Annotated in this window: 15 protein-coding genes; 1 reads left to right on the forward strand and 14 read right to left on the reverse strand. The window is 28.2% G+C overall.

Going from position 1 to position 15,928, the window contains the following annotated elements:
* Positions 1–61: 61 nt before the first annotated feature.
* From H8R92_RS05035 to gpr, 3 genes are all read right to left on the reverse strand, one after another.
* A complete protein-coding gene (locus H8R92_RS05035; RefSeq protein WP_186834871.1) occupies positions 62–493 on the reverse strand; it encodes a hypothetical protein in 432 nt (143 codons plus the stop codon).
* Between the two features lie 81 nt (positions 494–574).
* Positions 575–1,678, reverse strand: coding sequence for a stage II sporulation protein P (gene spoIIP, locus H8R92_RS05040; RefSeq protein ID WP_022212514.1), 1,104 nt, complete (start codon positions 1,676–1,678; stop codon positions 575–577).
* Positions 1,679–1,759: 81 nt separating this feature from the next.
* Positions 1,760–2,734: a GPR endopeptidase gene (gene gpr / locus H8R92_RS05045; RefSeq protein ID WP_186834872.1), complete on the reverse strand. Its 975-nt coding sequence runs from the start codon at positions 2,732–2,734 to the stop codon at positions 1,760–1,762.
* 183 nt (positions 2,735–2,917) lie between these two features.
* Here gpr and rpsT point away from each other — a divergent pair, with 183 nt between their 5' ends.
* Positions 2,918–3,181: a 30S ribosomal protein S20 gene (gene rpsT, locus H8R92_RS05050; RefSeq protein WP_022167175.1), complete on the forward strand. Its 264-nt coding sequence runs from the start codon at positions 2,918–2,920 to the stop codon at positions 3,179–3,181.
* A gap of 118 nt (positions 3,182–3,299) precedes the next feature.
* On the opposite strand, the gene holA is transcribed toward rpsT, so the two are convergent.
* The 11 genes from holA to H8R92_RS05105 all read right to left on the reverse strand — a co-directional run bounded on the left by holA (position 3,300) and on the right by H8R92_RS05105 (position 15,927).
* Entirely contained in the window at positions 3,300–4,331 is a 1,032-nt protein-coding gene (holA, locus tag H8R92_RS05055; protein WP_186834873.1) for a DNA polymerase III subunit delta, read from the reverse strand.
* 15 nt (positions 4,332–4,346) lie between these two features.
* A complete protein-coding gene (locus tag H8R92_RS05060) occupies positions 4,347–6,047 on the reverse strand; it encodes a ComEC/Rec2 family competence protein (protein ID WP_186834874.1) in 1,701 nt (566 codons plus the stop codon).
* 18 nt (positions 6,048–6,065) lie between these two features.
* Positions 6,066–8,549 carry a P-type ATPase actuator domain-containing protein gene (locus H8R92_RS05065; RefSeq protein ID WP_022212518.1) on the reverse strand — a complete coding sequence of 828 codons (2,484 nt, stop codon included), beginning with the start codon at positions 8,547–8,549 and terminating at the stop codon, positions 6,066–6,068.
* 92 nt (positions 8,550–8,641) lie between these two features.
* Positions 8,642–8,998 carry a stage V sporulation protein AE gene (gene spoVAE / locus H8R92_RS05070; protein ID WP_022212519.1) on the reverse strand — a complete coding sequence of 119 codons (357 nt, stop codon included), beginning with the start codon at positions 8,996–8,998 and terminating at the stop codon, positions 8,642–8,644.
* Positions 8,999–9,022: 24 nt separating this feature from the next.
* Complete coding sequence (spoVAD, locus tag H8R92_RS05075) at positions 9,023–10,042, reverse strand: stage V sporulation protein AD (protein ID WP_022212520.1); 1,020 nt, start codon at positions 10,040–10,042, stop codon at positions 9,023–9,025.
* 18 nt (positions 10,043–10,060) lie between these two features.
* The gene (gene spoVAC / locus H8R92_RS05080; RefSeq protein ID WP_022212521.1) at positions 10,061–10,534 is read right to left on the reverse strand and encodes a stage V sporulation protein AC; all 474 of its coding nucleotides are present in this window, start codon (positions 10,532–10,534) and stop codon (positions 10,061–10,063) included.
* Between the two features lie 184 nt (positions 10,535–10,718).
* Positions 10,719–11,474, reverse strand: a complete 756-nt coding sequence (sigF, locus tag H8R92_RS05085) for an RNA polymerase sporulation sigma factor SigF (RefSeq protein ID WP_022212522.1) — start codon at positions 11,472–11,474, stop codon at positions 10,719–10,721.
* 19 nt (positions 11,475–11,493) lie between these two features.
* Complete coding sequence (gene spoIIAB / locus H8R92_RS05090) at positions 11,494–11,916, reverse strand: anti-sigma F factor (RefSeq protein WP_022212523.1); 423 nt, start codon at positions 11,914–11,916, stop codon at positions 11,494–11,496.
* A 14-nt stretch (positions 11,917–11,930) separates the two neighbouring features.
* Entirely contained in the window at positions 11,931–12,266 is a 336-nt protein-coding gene (gene spoIIAA, locus H8R92_RS05095; RefSeq protein WP_022212524.1) for an anti-sigma F factor antagonist, read from the reverse strand.
* Positions 12,267–12,436: 170 nt separating this feature from the next.
* Positions 12,437–14,725: an AAA family ATPase gene (locus tag H8R92_RS05100; protein ID WP_022212525.1), complete on the reverse strand. Its 2,289-nt coding sequence runs from the start codon at positions 14,723–14,725 to the stop codon at positions 12,437–12,439.
* A gap of 155 nt (positions 14,726–14,880) precedes the next feature.
* Positions 14,881–15,927, reverse strand: coding sequence for a DNA polymerase IV (locus H8R92_RS05105; protein ID WP_022212526.1), 1,047 nt, complete (start codon positions 15,925–15,927; stop codon positions 14,881–14,883).
* Position 15,928: the final 1 nt, after the last annotated feature.

Raw genomic sequence — 15,928 nt, forward strand, 5'->3', positions numbered from 1 at the left:
TATCATAAATTATCCTGTCAGTGTCAAGATTCTTGGTTAATTAACAAATTAATCTATATTTTTAATTTTGTTGTTCTAACCATTCTATGAAATCATCAACAATTATGTCAATTTTACTTTTAGTTTTTTCATTCTCTTTTGTATTTTTTGTTATTTTCCCTAAAGTATTCTCTATTTTAGAAATTTGCTTAATAAAAAAACTTCCTATTGATTTAATTTTTGCTATAAATATATTATTTTTAGTTAACTTTATTTTCTTATTTCCAATTTGAACCTGTACAGTATCCTCTCCTTTATCTAAATATATCTTTATATTGGCATTATCTTTTATAAACTCTGAAAAATCTTCACCAAATTCCTCATTGATTATTTGATAATTATTAAGTGTATTGCCAAATGGAGATAATGCTTCTGTATTTTTGATATTGACTATAATACATCCTACTATAACCATACTAAAAAGAATTATATGAACAATTCCCTTCTTAAGCATAAAAATGCACCCCTTATTTTTTACGCAATTATAGCGTTTTAACATTGTAAAGGATGCACATATTTTAAATTCTTTATTCAATTAAGTATAATTTTTTATATACTCTGCTATTACCCTAGCTATATATTTAGCTGATAACTTTGCTTCTATAGCAGTATTTGCTATTGATCCATCCTCTAAAAGCAATATATTATTGCTTAAATTCAAATTAAAAGCGTTTATACCAGAATCATAAACAAAAATATTAGTACTTCTAAGAAGGCTTGGAAATAATCTATTAATAATTTCTATAAGCTTATTATCAAGCTGGGTATTACTTGAATAATTGCTACTGTTCCCAGCTACTACAAACATTACCTTAGCAACTGTTTCACCATTAATCTCTGCTGTAACAGCCTGCCTATTACTGTTTGAATCCCTATGTAGATCTATAATAAGCTTAAAATCTCCATACTGATTTAAATAAGAGCTTACTGTTTCATTAGACCTTCCATAGCAATCATTATATGAAGTATCGTGTATTGTCTTATCATGAATTACCGCTATGCCATAGCCATCTTGTAATTCCTTAGCAAGAACATCTCCAACACCAACTACATTATAATCATTATTATCTGTATTATAATTATATCCTTCGTCTACATTTCCACCATCATAATAACTTTCATGGGTGTGAGTATGATATATAAGCACCTCTGGATTAGCTTCGTCTAATGTTTTCTTTAAACTTTCATCATATGCAGGACTTTCTTTAGCTATAGCTTCATTTTCTTCTTCTGTAATCATGGCAACACTATTGGAGTTAATTTCATATGGCTGTATACCACTGTTATTATTAGCCACTGCTCCTGTAATAGTTCTATTTATTTGTGCAAACACTGTCAATTCATTACTTACAATATCCTCAAATCTTAGATTATATAGTCCTAATGATTGTAAGATAACATTTTTTATACTTAAATTATTTTCCGCATAATCACTGGCATCATAATTTAACTCCTCCACCACTGGCATGCAGTAATTCAATAACTGAACATACGCATATGCTCCCCTTTCCCGATAATTATTTAATACCACTATGCATCTTATACAAAAAAATACTACTATAATCAATATAACCACTATATCAATGCTTATCCTATTCCGTCCTCTTTTATTTTCACCTCCATGAAAAACATAACTCATTCATAATTCACCTCACTTATACATTTATATGTTTAAGTGACATACTTATTACAAATTATACTGTTAAATATTTTTCTTATTTTAATTTAAAAATTTATTTATTTCCTCCATTTCCATTTCTGGTTGCACTGCTATATTTATTCCATCAGCTATTATCTTGGCAAGTGATTCAATAATAGTATCTATATCTTTAGGTGTTACAATCAATTCTCCTACAAAAGGAGTTAATATTTCTCTTATAAGCATTTGCTTTTCATTTTTATCAACTTTTTGTAACATAGAATAAAATTCCTTTCCCCTTTCAACTTTTCCTACAAGGTCATCAAGCACCATATCAATAGTATCATTAGCTATAGTAGCAGCATCTACAACAGTAGGTACTCCTACAGCTAATACTTTTACTCCTAAACTCTTTTCATTAATTTGCATTCTGTTATTTCCAACACCTGCTCCTGGAGAAATCCCTGTATCTCCTATTTGAATAGTTCTATTGACACGGTCTAACTTTCTTGAGCCTAAAGCATCAATACATATAACTAAATCTGGCTTAACTTTTTCAACTACCGCTTTAACAATCTCTCCAGTTTCAATTCCTGTTATGCCTAGTACTCCTGGTGCCAATGCACAAACTGACCTTACATGACTTTCTAAAGCATCAGGCATAATCTGCTTTATATGTCTTGTTACCATTATCTTTTCAACTACCTTAGGTCCTAAAGCATCAGGAGTTACATTCCAATTTCCAAGTCCCACTACAAGCACTAATTTTTCTTCAGTAACATCTGCCAATCTCTTAAGGACTTTTCCTACCACCATAGATAACTCATTCATACATTCACCATCATAACTTGTAAATTCCGGAAAATCTATGGTAATATAATGCCCTTTTGGTTTTCCTAATTCCTTTCCGGCTTCATCACTTTCTATAGTTACTGTAGTAACCTTTATATCTCCATCATTCTCCTCATCTACCCTAACTCCGTCAAGTTCTCTCTTATTTTCCTCAGTATATGCTTGCTTTGCTTCTATGGCTAAATCTGTACGTATACTTATCATTATTTTCCCTCCTATTTTTACCTTTTTTCACAACTACAAAATTATTTTCCCAAATTACTTTTAATTTCATACTTGAACTTCTAAACTTTCAATGATATAATATGATTTGTTGAAAATGAACTCGTACGCAGATTTCCCCAAAAACTGCAAGAGGCCCTATAAAAATTTAAGGGGGTGAATTGAATGGCAAACATAAAATCAGCAAAGAAGAGAATTAAAGTTACTGAAACTAAAACTGCTCAAAACAGAATGATAAAATCAGCTTTAAAAACTGCTATAAAGAACTTTGAAGCTGCAGTAACTGCTAACAACGCTGAAGAAGCTAAAACTTCATTCGTTAAAGCATCTAAGTCTTTAGACATGGCTGCTCAAAAAGGTGTTGTTCACAAGAACATGGCTGCTAGAAAGAAGTCAAGATTAGCTGCGAAATTAAACGCTATGGCGTAATCAATAAGGAGTCGGTGGTTTTTAATCACCGACTATTTATTTACATAAAAAATCACCTTTATATAAAAAAGGTGATTTTTTATATAGTATTCATTATAAAACACTTTTTCTCTATATCTTACTTAGCCAAGAAAGTCTTAAATAGCATAAGCTCCATTTCTGTAGATTTATCTCCTGTGGATGACTTTAACTTATTTTCTGTATCAACACATATTCTAATAAATTGACCTAATTGCTTCAGTGAAAATTTATTAGCTTGATTCATAAGCTTTTCACAAACAAATTGTGGTAACCTATACTTGCTCATAAAATAATCTACTCTCTTTCCTTTGCTCATATAAATTTTAATTTCATATAACCTTTTAAAATGATTTTCAATGGTAGTTATTATAAGAATATGTTGATCTGCCTTAAATAATAAATCATCTAGCAAATCTAAAGCCCTATCAACCTTCTTATTAGAAATATACTCTACTAGATCAAAAATATCATCTTCACTTTTATTGGCAATAAGCTTATCTATATCTTCTTTTTCAATTTCCCTACCATATGTATAGGCACATAATTTATCTATTTCGCTTTTTATTATATCAAAATTATTTTGTACCTTTTCCCCAAAATATCTTACTTGTATTTTGCCTATATTTTTTCCATTTTCCTTAAATATATCTTCTATTTTTTTATAATATTTATCCTTCTTTAGTTTATCACAATGAACTACCTTAATATATTTATCAAGAGTTCCTAACTTTTTATTTTTTTTAGGAGTATCTCTTTTATCATTAAATAAATAATACATTATTAGCACTGCATAAGGTGGAAGATTTTTTACATACTCAGAAATTTCTGAATATAATTTTGCTCCCTCTTTATCAGTTTTATCCTTTAAAAAGTTAGCTCTATATACAACAATTGCTTTTTTCTCACCAAAAAAAGGCATAGTTTCACATGCATTTTCTATATCATTAAAAGTAGTAGTTAATCCATCTAGTCTTTCATAATTTAAAGTCATAAATTCATCAGGTACTAACTTCTTTACAAGAATATTAATATTTTCTTTTATAAGTTCTTCATCTAAACCACAAAAAACATATCCCGATCCTATGTCACCCTTTTTTAACTCGCTTTCAAAACCATCTATATTAATCAATAAATTATTACACTCCTATCTTCTTGATATTATAATATCCTTTACTATCCATACATCTTTAATGTCACCTTTTGTAAAATCAATTATTTCATAATTATAATTTATTTTATCATAATTAACTTTAAGTAGACACTGTTCTTTCTCTGTCTTTATTATATAATTTTCTCCACTTGGCTTTATATAAACCCCATCTTTTATTAAAAACTTTTTAAAATTATTATCTAACCTTTCTTTAGATAGGGTTATCTTTTCTAACTTATCATTATTCGCATCTTCATTATATTGAATAAATGTCCTTTTCCCCTTAAAACTTATTACTATTGCTCCTTCATTATAATACTTAATATTAACTATAGGACTATAAACTATAATAGACACATAGATAAATACTATAATTGGGTAATATATAAATCGCTTATATCCCTTTTTATAAAAATAATATGTTATGAGCATGGCAATATAAAAATAAGCAGCTCCATAATATATATAAAATATATCAATTGTGATTTTATCAAAAAAATTCATAATATTATCCATTAAAATTATAATATATTTACTAACAAATAAAATATAATTAAAAACCATTGGAATCTTTAAAAATAATATTAGTAAATTACCTAATACTATTATGATGTTAATAAAAGGTATAATTAGTAGATTTCCTATGATTGAATTAGCACAAAATTCATTAAAATACATCATTGTTATTGGTAAAATAAAAATTTGTGTTGATAGAGTTATAGCAACTACTTGCCGTATTTTAGAAGGAATCTTATAAAACACCCTATTAATCTTCTTATTAAAAAAATTAATTCCAATAATGTTTACAAAAGACAATATAAATCCAATACTAAACAAACAATAAGGTTTAACTATTAATATCACTATTCCAGCTAATGATAAGGCAGCCATCATATTATACTGACGTTTAAGCTTTAAAGCTAAGTTAGATATAACAATCATTATATATGCCCTTATAGCTGCTTCCTTAGTACCTGAAAATAACATATAAAAAAAAGAAACAATCATTCCTAATAAATTAGATCCAAATAACAGTACAATAGAATATACCATTGTAATATGCAATCCCGAAACACATATGGCATGGGATATTCCATAATACTTCATCTTTTCTCTATCATAGCTCTCAATATTATCATCATATCCATAAGCCACTGAGGAAATTATTCCTGCTTTCCTTGCCCCTAATTTACTTTGAATTTTATCATATAAATCCTTTCTTAAGTCGTACAAATATAAAGTTAGATCCTTTTTTCTCTTCTCATATTTAATTATTGTAAAATCCCCTATTATACCTTTAGAAATATTAAGATTTCTATTAAAGTTTCCTTTTGCGTAAATTTTACTACCTACAATTTCTTCTGAAGCTTCTATAGATATATTTACTTTTCTCCCCTTTATCTCTCCAATTCCCCTATTATATTTTAGTGAAACTACTCTAATTTCTTCGTTAGCTTTTGGGGTATAATTATAATAAAAAACATTATTCATAAGTGCAATTATAAGAATTATCAGTAAAAATATTTTAAGATATCTTTCAGTATTAAAAGTTATTAAAAAAAACAAGCTAGCTGCAATGAGAATTGCTGCCAGCTTATTATAATAATAAATTTCATATGTAAATGATGCCAATATAAACACTATAAATATGTATAATAACGGATTATTATAATAAACACCACTTTCTTTACTCATGACAACACCTCAATTAAATTATTGCCATTTTTTCGAAAACCAAATCATTGTTACGTATACTAAAAAGGATATTAATATAATACTTATTGTAAATATATTTATTAATACTTCCTTCTTATAAAGAAATATTGTTCCTATTATTACAATAATTATATATAAAGCTGTATATATAATATTTTTATATTCATATATATTTTTAAATTGATTTCTATACAAATAAGTAAGAAAATTTATACACATTATTAAAAATACCACAATTTCAATATTTTCTTTCATTGCTAATATAGCTACTATTGTCACTACATTATATATAACTGCATTTAACAAACTATGTTTATTTTCTATATTATTTATTGATAAATTATTTAAAGCTAATAGAACCATTGGTATTAGTAATAAATTTAAAGAAATAATGCTACTATTTTTAAATAATATCTTATCGTCAATAAAATAATAAGCATACATCATAAATATTTGAGATAAAATAAATTGCATATATATACTATTAGCATATTCAATTGACTTTCTTACTTCCTTATCCTTTCTCTTAAGGTGTAATAATGCTTTAATAGAACTTTTTTCAGTATATATATCACATATATGCTTTAATATTTTGGATGCTTTTGCTTTTCCTATGCCTATATTTGACATAGATATCAATGATAAATCTCCTAAGGTTTCACCTTCCACAGCAACCTTAAACCCATCGTTATAAAAAGCATTTACAATCTTCAACTTCTGGTCAGGCTTAAGTCTACAAAATATTCTTGCTTTTGATACTGTTTTATAAAATTCTTCTTCAGACATATGGCTTAACTCCACACCAGAAGTAACTTCCTTAGATGATGATATAAGACCTATATTTCTTCCTAATATTTCTGCACTTATCTTATTGTCTTCACAAAATAATAATGGTAATATTCCATCATCAAAAAGACTTTCTATATCTTCTTTAACATCTTCAACTATAGAATTTTTAAGTCCAAATAATCCTACAAGAACCATATTACTTTCTATATTTTCTTCTTTTGATGGTTCATAGTTAAATCTTCTATAAGCCATTGCTTCAGTAATTAGTCCTTCCCTTGAAAAACATAAATCAGCAAGCTTTATCTTATTTATTTCTTCTTCTGTTAATGGGTATTCTACACCATTAATTAATATATTTGTACATTTAGAAAGTATTTTATCAAGACTACCTCTAGATGTAGCTCTAAATCCTCTAGAATTTTTAGTTACAGTAGTTTTTATACTATTTGTTGAATTAACTTCTGTTCTAAATTTAAATCTATTTTCCCTAGCAATTTTATCTTTATCAAAATCATATTTTTCACAAAATCTTATATATGCCTCTCCAAAAATATCCTCTTCATCTTTTGTTTCATGATAAATATTGCTTGTTGTACAACAAATACCAATCATTCTTAACAAATCACTATTTCCTTTATCTAAATCTTTTGCTAAAAAAGAAGTTTCATTGTAAAATATTTTTTCAACTTCAGCTGTATCTTCTGTTATAGAACCAAACTTTTCAACAAAAATCACCTTAACTATATCACTATCTTTTAACGTAAAAATATTATTTACATAAATATTATCTTTTTCTAATTCTTTAGATATAATTTTATCATATATATAATAGATAAGTGGATATATAAATGCTGTTGATATAAATAAACAATCTAATAAAATCTCTTTTTTAATATATACCTTCCCTGGAACCACAAAAAACAATATAACAGAAATTAATATTCCTATAATATTTATTTTACTTATAATTCCGTCTATTTCTTTAAAACCTAAATTTTTCTTTAAATCATATCTATCTAAAGCTGATAATAATTTTCCTAAATGTGTATTCATTCCTGTAGCTATAACTATACCAGTTCCACTTCCAGATTTTATAATACTTCCTCTAAATAGTATGTTACTTATATCACTTAATGAAGCAACATTATTATCAAGCATAGCTTCATATTTATCTTTTAATACCTTATCACCTGTTATATTTCTTTCATTAACTTTTAAATTTTCTGCTGATATTATTCGTAAATCTGCTGAAATAAAAGAGTTTTCCTTAAATAAAACTATATCTCCTATAACTAGGTCTTCTGCTGAAACTATTCTTTCAACACCTTCTCTTAAAACTGTTACATCACTAGTATTAAGATTACCTAGCATTTCAATATTTTTTTTATTCTTTAAACTATACCACCAAGTATGTATTATACTTAATGAAAATGCTATTAATTCTATTAATAAAAATATGTATTGTTTACTCACTATAAACAATATAATTACAAATAAATATATAAAACTACTTAAACTAAATAATTTCTCTAATAATGAACGTCCTATACTTTTTCTATTAGGAATAATTACTTTATTGTCTCCATATTGTTCTCTTCTTACGATACAATCATACTCCATTAACCCCTTATATACATTACTGCCTAAAAGCTCTACAACTCTTGTCCAGCTTTTCTGATAATATTCTTTCAAATGTTACACTCCTTTTAAAATAATAACCGTTTATAAAAGTAATTATAAACGGTTTTAATATTTTTTTAAAGTATATTAATTTTTTTATCAAACTATTCTTTTGTCTTAGGATTAAATAAACATGCCATTAGATAACCAAAAAATATCGCTGCCGTTATTCCACCAGCAGCACCTTTAATACCACCAGTAAAAGCACCTAACAATCCATCTTCCTGTACTGCTTGTATTGCAGCTTTAGCTAGACTGTTACCAAAGCTTGGAAGAGGTATTGTTGCTCCTGCCCCTCCTATATCTACTAATTTATCATATATGCCAAAGGCTCCAAGTACAGCACCTACTGTAACAAATATAACTAGGATTCTAGCTGGAGTTAGCTTAGTTGTATCCATCAATATTTGTCCAGCAACACAAATTAATCCACCTACTATAAACGCACTAACATATTCCATTTTTTACATTTCCCTTCAAAAATATTATTCATATTCAATGGCTACTGCATGAGCTATCCCTGGAATGCTTTCACCTTGTAAAGTACTAGTAGGACTCATAAGCGCTCCAGTTGAAATTAAAAGTAGCTTCTTTATTTCTTTTTTCATAAGCCGCTTATAAAAATATCCACACATTACTACAGCTGAACATCCACATCCACTTCCACCTGAGCAAGTATTTTGAGTTTCATTATCAAAAATTATATCTCCACAATCAACATAATTTTTTGATAAATCATAGCCATATTCCTTTAACATCTCTAAAGTCATCTTTTTCCCTATCTTCCCTAAATCACCAGTAGCTATTATATCGTAATAATCTGGAGTTCTACCTGTATCTTTAAAGTGATTATATAATGTATCCACAGCTGCTGGAGCCATAGCCGCCCCCATATTATTAGCATCTTTTTCACCATAATCCTTTACTATACCTGTTGTTATGTATGTAACCATAGGAAAATCTCCTTCTTTAGAAAGCACCATAGCGCCTGAGCCTGTTACAGTCCATTGAGCTGTTGGTGCCCTTTGAGAGCCATATTCTAATGGAAATCTAAACTGTCTCTCAGCTGAACTAAAATGAGATGAAGTGCTAGCTACTACATACTTAGCAAAACTTCCATCTATGAATAAAGCTGCCATACTCAAAGATTCTGACATAGTTGAACATGCTCCATAAAGTCCAAAAAAAGGTATATTTAAATCTCTAGCAGCATATCCTGATGAAGTTATTTGATTTAATAAGTCTCCTGCAAATAAATAATCAATATCCTCTTCTTTTATATTTGCATTATTAATTGCCCCCTTTATAGCTGTATACATCATTTCTGACTCTGCTTTTTCAAAACTATCTTTACCTAAAGTATCATCACTTATGACTTCATGAAAATATTCACCTAATGGTCCCTGCCCTTCTTTAGGCCCTACTATTGAATAAGTTGAAATAATTTTAGGATTACTATTTAATTTAATGGTCTGATTACCTATTTTTTTCAAATCATTCTCCATTCCATAGACTCCCTTCTCTTATAGTATTGAATAATAAAGTAGCAAATAATAAATTATACCTATGATTACAGATGAGCCAATACCATATACAAGTACTGGTCCTGCTATGGTAAACATCTTTGCTGCTACACCAAAAACAAACCCTTCTTTTTTAAATTCAATAGCTGGTGATACCACAGCATTAGCAAATCCTGTTATAGGTACTACCGTTCCTGCCCCTGCAAAATTAGCAATTTTATCATATACACCAATCCCAGTTAATAATGCCCCTAAAAAAACCATTATTATTGGAAGCCATATCTTTGCATCATATTCAGAAATACCAAAAGCCTTTAACAATTCAAATATTCCTTGCCCAATGGTACATATAGCTCCACCAACAAGAAAAGCCATTATAACATTCTTTATGTATTTTGGTTTTGGCTTGGCCTCTTGACTTAGCTTATCATATTTAGCTTTAATAGCTTCCTCTTTTTTAGAAACTCTGCTCATATTTACCCTCCTTACTAATTTGAATTTAGTATTCCCAATTATTAAATTATATATATCACTTATAAATTTCTCTTACTAATTATTATTTTTTAAATGTTATCCTAATAAAAAAACAGCTACAACATTAAAATTGTTATAACTGCTCATTAATAAATCGTATTCATTTTTATCCTTCTTTCGTTTACTATAATTCTTCTAATTGTTTCCTCATTTCTAAGAGCACTTTCTTTTCGATTCTCGATACTTGAACCTGACTTATTCCAAGCATCTTAGCCACTTGCACCTGCGTCTTATCTTTAAAATAGCGAAGCATAATAATTTGTCTTGATTTGCTATCTAAGTTTTGAAGTACATCTTTTAAAGCAATTCTATCTACCACACTATTGTCTTCAATATTAACTTCACTTATCTTGTCTATTAACAACACTGGTGATCCATCATCTTGATGAATAGTATCATATAGATACTGAAGATTTGCTGAAGATTCCATAGCAAGTACTATATCTTCTTTATTAAACCCTGAATACTGTGATAATTCTTCAATCGTAGGCTCACGATTTAACTCTTTAGACAACGCTTCCCTATCAAAATGTATTTTTCTTGCAATGTTTTTGACATTTCTGCTAACTTTAATTATTCCATCATCTCTTAAAAATCTTTTTATTTCCCCCATAATCATAGGGACTGCATATGTGGAAAACTTAACATTAAATTTTACATCAAAATTCTTTATTGCTTTTACCAATCCTATGGATCCTATTTGAAATATATCTTCATAATCGTATCCTCTATTAATAAACTTTTTGCTTATTGATGATACCAACGGAAGATTTATTTCTATTAATTTATTCATAGCTTCTATATCACCTGCTTTCGCAAGTGGTAATAGTTCCGAATTACTTGAATAACTATATTCATTTTTTAAACCTTTACTATTCATAATACCTTCCCTAACCATTTTAATTAAATTTTTTTGACATAATAACTGTTGTTCCTTTTCCTTCTTCACTAGTAACTTGTAAAGTATCCATAAAAGTATCCATCACTGTAAATCCCATACCTGACCTTTCTAAATCTGGCCTTGATGTATATAATGGTTCCATTACCTTTTCAACATCGATTATACCTTTGCCATAGTCTATTACCTTTATAATTACATTATTTCCAGAAATACAAGCTTCTATTCGTATTATTCCATCTTTTTTATTTTCATAACCATGAATTATAGAATTTGTAACAGCTTCTGATACTGCTGTCTTCACATCTGCCATTTCATCTATAGTTGGATCAAGTTGTGCTATAAATGCAGATATAGCAACTCTGGCAAAACCTTCATTTTGTGATAAACTTTGAAATTCTATACTTATCTTATTATCTAACATTATATTTCCCTCCATTACATACTTTCCATAGCTTCCTGGACATTTTTATACGCTTTAATGATCTTATATAATCCAGATAAAGCAAAAACTTTATCGACTCTTTTATTTATTTCTACCACTGATATATGTCCAGCTTTATTTTTGAGCTTTCTATATCTTCCTATAACTACACCAATTCCAGAACTATCCATAAAGGTTACATTTCTGAAATTTAATATAACTTTCTTAATATTATCTCTATCAATTCTATCATCTATCTTAACCCTTACCTCTTCTGCACTATGATGATCCAGTTCTCCAATTAGCTCAATAATTAAAAATCCGTCTACATTTGAAAATTTTATATCCATATTGTACTGCTCTAACGAATAGAGTATCCTCCCCTTCTTTTATTTACTTTTTTTACCATAAGTTTAATTTAACATATTTTCTGTTTTGTAGTCAATGTAAATAAAAAATAAAAATAGAACCTTATAATAAAACTATCATAATTAGTTTCCATATAGGTTCTATCCTTATTTTATTTAGCACTATACTTTTTAAGTTCCTTCTTTATATCTTCATAAAACATTTCTAAAGTTTGTCCTTCATCAAGCATTAAAACTTCTATTGCATCATTTAAATTTTCCATTGTGTATATGTGGAATTTATTATTAATTATAGCTTCTTCAACTTCTGGCAAGATAATAAGTTCATCTCTATTGGAAGCAGGAATTAAAACTCCCTTATTTTCTATAGTATCCATTATTTTACACACCTTATAGAATCCCTCTATCTTTTCGCTAACGCCTCCAATAGCCTGTACTTCTCCAAATTGATTTACAGATCCTGTTACAGCTATATTTTGCTTTACCTTATATTTAGATAATGCTGATAATAAAGTAATTATTTCTGCTATTGATGCACTATCTCCATCCACTATGCCATAAGTCTGTTCAAAGCTTACGTGAAAATCAACTGGAATGCTCTCATAAGCATTTAATAAACTGCTTAATAATCCACGAAGTATGCTGATGGATTTTTCATGAATTTTGCCACTTAAATTACTTTCCTTTTGTATATCTACAATACGACCAGTACCCCTATATGCCACACAAGTTATCCGAATTGGTCTACCAAAAGAATAGTAACCGGTATCCAATACAGCAAGTCCATTAACTGAACCAACTTTTTCACCAGTTAAGGTTATAAGTATTTTCCCCTTCTTATACATCTTAATAAATTCTTTTTCAATAAATTCTTCTTCGTAAGCAATCTTCATTACATCTTCCTTGGTAATAACATAATCACCTTTTTCTTTTACATATATATCTGTAAGTTGCAAAAGCTTATCTAGAGTATAATCTTCTATTAAAATATTCTCTCTGCTACTAGCCTTTCTACATAAATACTTTATTATCTCACTAACTGCATCTTCATTAATTTTCAAGATTTCTTCTTGTTTCACCTTCTGATTTATTCTATCTTTTAATGTATTAATTGATCCTTCAGTTATTTCAACTATATCTGGAATTTCCGTTCTTAGAGGAAATAATTTTCTAAAATCTTCATCTGAATTATACAATATATCATATGAATCATAATCGCCTATCAATATAACTTTAACTTTTATTGGAATAGGCTTTGGCTTTAAACCATTTATATTTATGAATTCCACAAGATTCTTATTTGAATCTATAGTTACTTTATTTGATAACAGTATCTTTTTGAGATAATAATAACTAAGAGAATTCATTATTAAAGAATTTAGTCTTAGAATAAGACAACCTTCATTAGCTTTTAGAACTGCTCCTGCACTTATTAATGATATATTGGTTACATACATTCCATTATGATTTTCATATTCTACAGTTCCTATAAGATTATTTAAATTAGGATCTTCCTCATAAATCACAGGTGGTACAAAATTGTTACTATTATCCACAATTACTTTCACATCATATTTATTTAAAATTCTATATATTTCATTTTCGTCATCTTCAATACTCATGGTATAGCACTCAACTATATCTTCTTCAATGCATGTAAATAACCTTTCAAGATACTCATAAGAATCATCATCAGTAATAAATTCAAGCAAAGCATCATCTTTAAGCTCTTCCATCTTATTTGATAAGAACTTTGTATAAAGTTTTTTTAAACGCCTAATAGATTTTAACTCAATATCTCGTAGTTCTTCTAAAATAGTTTCTGCTCTCTTTTTTAGATTTCCAGCTTTGCTTACAATTATATCCTTGTGATTATCTTCTAAATTATCATATTCCTTTTCTGTCATGGTTTCTTCTTCATTATTTAAAGGTAAAAAAGCAAACCCTTTACTGGTGGCTTTCACTTCAAATCCCTCATCTTTAGCCATCTTAATCAGCTCATTAAGATAATCATTCCTCTTATTTTCCACTTCTTCCACCAAAAAATCTTTTTCATCATTAGTGGAATCGCTATAAAAGTCATCTATTACATCTAAATACGACTTTTTTATATTACTAACTGTCTCCTTTAGTTTTTTTCCTTTGCCATTAGCAACAAAAATAGCTTCAGGCTTATTTTCGTCTTCCAAGGTTACATAACATATGTCTTTAGGTGGCTCTAACTCCTTATATTCATCTTCAATGAAATTAATTAACTCTTTAAGCTTCTTTTTTGAAAATGAATCTACTAAATATAAATTGTATCCTTCCTTTGTAATCTTTAATGCTCTCTTTATCTTAGCAAAAGCCTCTTCATATTCTGATACATTATTTGACTTTTCTATATTTTTATCTATTGATATATCAAATTTAATTTCATTTGGAGTTAACTCTCTTTTCATATACTATTCCACTTGAAAAGCCTTAAGCTTTTCTAAAGCAGTCCCTCCTTACATAGCTCTATACTATATTAATATTCTCAAATTTTTTTTTTAGTAAATTATTTTATAAGCGGAGGTTTATTTTTTTATTTTTCTTTTAGTAAATAAACTTATTATTAAAATAGTGTTAATTGCTGTACATCTTCTTCCCTAATACTTGATAATGTAACTCCTATTAAGCGGATGCGGTTTTCCAATTTCTCTTCATGTAAAATATCCATGGCTGTTTTATAAATAATCTGATAATTATTAGTGTATGTATTTAAAGTCCTGCTTCTTGTATGATTCTCAAAAACAATGGTCTTATATTTTACTGTTATTGTCTTTATATAGATATTCTGCCTTACCAATATTGCCGCAAGCTCCTTACAAAATCCCTGAATATAAGGTTCTAACTCCTCTATTTCATCAGTATCAAACTTCAATGTGGTTTCTCTTCCATAGGATTTTCTATCTCTATTAACTTCCACAATCCTCTTATCAATTCCTCTTATTCTCTCATAAATATCTAAACCACTCTTTCCTAAATATTCTAAAAAGAACTCCTTATTTAATGGATATAAATCCTTAATAATATATATACCCATATTGTTTAATCTTTGTACCGATTTTTTTCCTAGTCCATGTATTTTAGAAATAGATAGTGGTAATAATATTTTTGGTATCATATCCTTATCTATGACTTTTATACCATTAGGCTTATTCCAGTCTGATGCTAATTTTGCTAAAAATTTATTATAAGATATTCCTATGGATAATGTTAAACCAATTTCCTTTAAAACTCTACTCTTAATATATATTGCAGCTTCCATACCACTTAAAAATCTGCTATTAGTCACATCTAAATATGCCTCATCAATAGAAAGAGGCTCCACAAGCTGTGTCACCTCTCTAAAAATAGCAAATATCTTATTGGATATTTCTTTATATCTATGATATCTTACCCTAACAAAATGTCCCTTTGGACATAACCTCTGGGCCATAAAGACTGGCATTGCAGATTTTACACCAAACTTTCTTGCTTCATATGAACATGTTGAAACAACTCCCCGTTCACTTACTCCTCCTACTATTACCGGCTTACCTCTAAGCTGTGGATTATCTAACTGCTCCACAGAAGCAAAAAAAGCATCCATATCTACATGTAAAATTATTCTATGCATT

The organism is Clostridium lentum, from assembly GCF_014287815.1.
Lineage (GTDB): Bacteria > Bacillota > Clostridia > Clostridiales > Clostridiaceae > Clostridium > Clostridium lentum.